At 67.9% G+C, this 3,695-nt stretch carries 5 protein-coding genes; all 5 read right to left on the bottom strand.

The genetic code is table 11. The annotated features are described in order from the left end of the window. On the bottom strand, positions 1-807 hold an 807-nt coding region (locus ACK42S_RS16415), incomplete at its 3' end, for a thymidylate synthase (RefSeq protein WP_409710024.1). Between the two features lie 10 nt (positions 808-817). After that, on the bottom strand, positions 818-1,132 hold the full coding sequence (locus ACK42S_RS16410) for a CcdB family protein (protein WP_409710021.1): 315 nt from the start codon (positions 1,130-1,132) through the stop codon (positions 818-820). A 6-nt stretch (positions 1,133-1,138) separates the two neighbouring features. Beyond that, on the bottom strand, positions 1,139-1,396 hold the full coding sequence (locus tag ACK42S_RS16405; RefSeq protein WP_409710018.1) for a type II toxin-antitoxin system CcdA family antitoxin: 258 nt from the start codon (positions 1,394-1,396) through the stop codon (positions 1,139-1,141). Between the two features lie 31 nt (positions 1,397-1,427). After that, positions 1,428-3,239 carry an ABC transporter transmembrane domain-containing protein gene (locus ACK42S_RS16400; protein WP_409710015.1) on the bottom strand — a complete coding sequence of 604 codons (1,812 nt, stop codon included), beginning with the start codon at positions 3,237-3,239 and terminating at the stop codon, positions 1,428-1,430. 23 nt (positions 3,240-3,262) lie between these two features. After that, positions 3,263-3,695 (bottom strand): lipocalin family protein (locus ACK42S_RS16395; protein ID WP_409710012.1); only part of this gene is annotated, 433 nt, incomplete at its 5' end.

Genomic DNA, 3,695 nt, shown 5'->3' with positions numbered 1-3,695 from the left:
GGCCTTGATGGCGGGGTGGTGCTGGTAGTCCAGCACCTCGAAGTCCTCGTACTCGTAGTCGAAGATTGAAGCGGGCCGGCGCTTGAGGTTCAGCACGGGGTAGGGGTGGGGCGTGCGCGAGAGCTGCAGCTCGACCTGCTCGAAGTGGTTGTTGTAGATGTGGCAGTCGCCACCCGTCCAGATGAAGTCGCCCACGCCCAGGTCGCACTGCTGGGCCAGCATGTGGGTGAGCAGGGCGTAGCTGGCGATGTTGAAGGGCACGCCCAGGAAGATGTCGGCGCTGCGCTGGTAGAGCTGGCAGCTCAAGCGGCCTTCGGCCACGTAGAACTGGAAGAAGGCATGACAGGGCATCAGCGCCATCTTTGGCAGATCGGCCACGTTCCAGGCGCTCACGATGATGCGGCGCGAGTCGGGGTTGGTCTTGATCTGATGCACCACCTCGGCGATCTGGTCGATGTGGCCGCCGTCCGGCGTGGGCCAGGAGCGCCATTGCACGCCATAGATGGGCCCGAGATCGCCGTCGGCTCGGGCCCATTCGTCCCAGATGGTCACGCCGCGCTCCTGCAGCCAGCGCACATTGCTGTCGCCGCGCAGGAACCACAGCAGCTCCAGGATGACGCTTTTCAGATGCACCTTCTTCGTGGTGACCAGTGGGAAGCCTTCATTGAGGTCGAAGCGCATCTGATAGCCGAAGACGCTGCGCGTGCCGGTGCCGGTGCGGTCGGTCTTGGCCACGCCGTGCGTGTAGACGTGGCGCATGAAGTCTTCGTACTGCGAGCGGATGGGGCGAGTGGACATGGTGGACATCCGGGGCGAATCAATAGCCGCGGAACAGGAAGTCGAGGGCGTCTTCGAGTTCGGCGTGGTGGGCTTGGAGCGAGGTCACACGCTTCTTCAGCAGCCGTCGCGGGACGGCGGCCAGGTTCTGCGTCTCCGCATAGACTAGGTGCTGCTCGATCTCGAAACAGGGGTTGAGACGATGAGAGGCGAGATGCTCGTCTTCGCGGATGCGCAGCGGCACCACGATGCGCGTGTGCAGCGCATCGACGAGATCGCTTTGCACATCCAGCCAGTACGGAACCGCCCTTCGCTGCTCTGCAATCGGGTTCTGATAGACGTCGAAACGGGGCATGGGCGTTCAACCGCTGGGGTCTGACAGCCAGCGCTGCACCTGTTCACCCAGCGTGCCCTCGCGTTCGATGCGTTCGTTGTACGCCTCGATGGCCGCGCGGTTGCGCTGCTCCCAATGGGCCTTGTAGCGTCGGCGCACTTCCTCGGCCAGCAGCCGATCGACGGTCTGGGAGACGTTCAGCCCCATCTCCTTGGCCAGATCGAGAATGGCGGAGTTCAGCGACAGATTGGTGGCCCTTTTGGGCGCCTGATCGAAGTTCAGCATGGGTGGCTCAATGCGCATGAATTCATGCGCATTATGGCATGTCGAACTGCAAGGCAGCGAGCTGGGCGTACAGCCCGCCGCGCGCCACCAGCTCGCCATGCGTGCCGGTTTCGACGATGCGGCCATGCTCCATCACGACGATGCGGTCGGCGCGTTGCACGGTGGCCAGGCGGTGGGCGATGACGAGAGTGGTGCGGTTTTCCATCGCGGCTTCCAGGGCGGCCTGCACCATGCGTTCGCTTTCAGCGTCGAGGGCACTGGTGGCTTCATCGAGCAGCAAAAGCGGCGGGTTCTTGAGGATGGCCCGCGCAATGGACAGGCGCTGGCGTTGTCCGCCGGACAGGCGCACGCCGCGCTCGCCGAGGAAGCTGGCATAGCCTTCGGGCAGGGCGCGGATGAAGCCGTCGGCGTGGGCCGCCTTGGCCGCGGCGATCACCTCCTCGTCGCTGGCGCCGGGGCGGCCGTAGCGGATGTTGTCCATCGCGCTGGCCGAGAAGATCACGGCCTCTTGCGGCACGATGCCGATGCGCGATCGCAGCGCGGCCAACGAGACCTCGCGAGCGTCCACGCCATCGATCTCGACGCGGCCCTGCTGGGCGTCGTAGAAACGCAGCAGCAACTGAAAGACCGTGCTCTTGCCGGCGCCGCTGGGGCCCACCAGGGCCACGGTTTCGCCAGGGCGCACGTCCAGCGTGACGTCGTCCAGCGCGGGCGTCTGCGGCCGCGAGGGGTAGTGGAAACGAACGCCGACCAGACGCACCGAGGAGCCGCCCTGCGCGCTGGGCAGCGCCACCGGATGGGCCGGCTCGGCAATCGGCGAGCGTGTGGCCAGCAGCTCCATCAGGCGCTCGGTGGCGCCGGCGGCGCGCAGCAGGTCGCCCCACACTTCCGACAGCACGGCCACCGAGCCGATGAGGAGGGCGACGAGCACGACCGTCTGCGCCAGATGGCCCGGGCTGATGTGCCCCTCGATCACGGCGCGCGTGCCGGCGTACAGCGACCACAGCAGCGCACCGAAGTTGGCGATGATCACGAAGGCCACCAGCAGCGCGCGCATGCGGCTGCGGCGCACTGCAGTGCCGAAGGCGCGCTCGCAGGCCTGGCCGAAGCGCTCGTGTTCACGCTCTTCGGCGGTGTAGCTTTGCACCACCGGCATGGCGTTGAGCACCTCGCCGGCGATCGCGCTGGTGTCGGCCACGCGGTCCTGGCTGGCGCGCGAGAGCCTGCGCACGCGGCGCCCGATCAGCAGCGCCGGCAGCAGGGCCAGCAGCATGATGCCCAGCACGTAGCTCATCACCTGCGGGTTGGTGATCACCAGCATCACCAGCGCCCCCAGCCCCATCACGGCATTGCGCAGGCCCATCGACAGGCTGGAGCCCACCACCGTCTGCACCAGCGTGGTGTCGGTGGTCAGGCGCGAGAGCACCTCGCCGGTCTGCGTGGTCTCGAAGAACTCGGGGCTTTGCTTCAGCACATGGCCGTACACGGCGGCGCGCAGATCGGCGGTGATGCGTTCGCCCAGCCAGCTCACCAGGTAAAAGCGCGCGGCCGAGAACAGGCCCAGGCCCACGCCCACCCCGAAGAGCCAGCCGAAGTGCCCGCGCAGGGCCACCAGGCGCTCGCCCGGCTCGGCCCCCACCAGGCCTTGGTCGATGAGGCCGCGCAGCACCCAGGGAAAGGCCAGCATGGTCAGTGCGGCCAGCAGCAGGAACAGGCCGGCCAGGAGCACACGCGGGGCATAGGGCCGCACGAAGGGCGCCAGCGCGCGCAGACCGGTGATGGATCTCGCCTTGGGCGGCTCGGTGCGTTGCTGCGGCAGCGGCACGGTGGCGGTGGAGGACATCGATCCAGTGTAGGCGCACCGGGCTACAACCGCAGCGCGGCGGCGTAGCCGGTCATCTCCAGATAGCCTTGGCCGAGGCGGCGGCCCTGCGGGTCGCGCAGCTCGCTCAGACCTTCCCAGTAGATGGCGCCGGTAGAGCCCCGGCTGTCGAGTTCCTGGGCGTCGAGCCGGCTGACGACCTGGAAACGGCCGGCCGGCGTGAGGAGGGTCCATTCCACCGGGTAGCGGGCTTGGGTGGCCGGGCTGGTCCAGGTGCGGCCCGGGTGGAAGCTCACTTCCTCGGGTCCGAAGCTGCGCACGTCCTGGCCGGGTGCGCGCCAACTGCCTCCGGCCCACAGGGCGCTGCCGTCGCGCCGGCGCAGCCGGAAAGCGGTGAGTGCCGCCCCGTCGTCGAGGTTCATGCCCACCCAGTCCCAGCCCACGGCCTCGGGATGCATCAGGGCCTCGCTCCATTCG

Source organism: Caldimonas sp. (assembly GCF_046289365.1).
GTDB lineage: Bacteria > Pseudomonadota > Gammaproteobacteria > Burkholderiales > Burkholderiaceae_C > Caldimonas.
The sequence above is the reverse complement of the archived record's forward strand: the minus strand, read 5'-3'. Positions and strand labels throughout refer to the sequence as shown.

Excerpts from the sequence above, each read along its gene's own strand:
- ACK42S_RS16400 (WP_409710015.1), bottom strand. The coding sequence starts at position 3,239 with ATGTCCTCCACCGCCACCGTGCCGCTGCCGCAGCAACGCACCGAGCCG.
- ACK42S_RS16410 (WP_409710021.1), bottom strand. The coding sequence starts at position 1,132 with ATGCCCCGTTTCGACGTCTATCAGAACCCGATTGCAGAGCAGCGAAGG.
- ACK42S_RS16405 (WP_409710018.1), bottom strand. The coding sequence starts at position 1,396 with ATGCTGAACTTCGATCAGGCGCCCAAAAGGGCCACCAATCTGTCGCTG.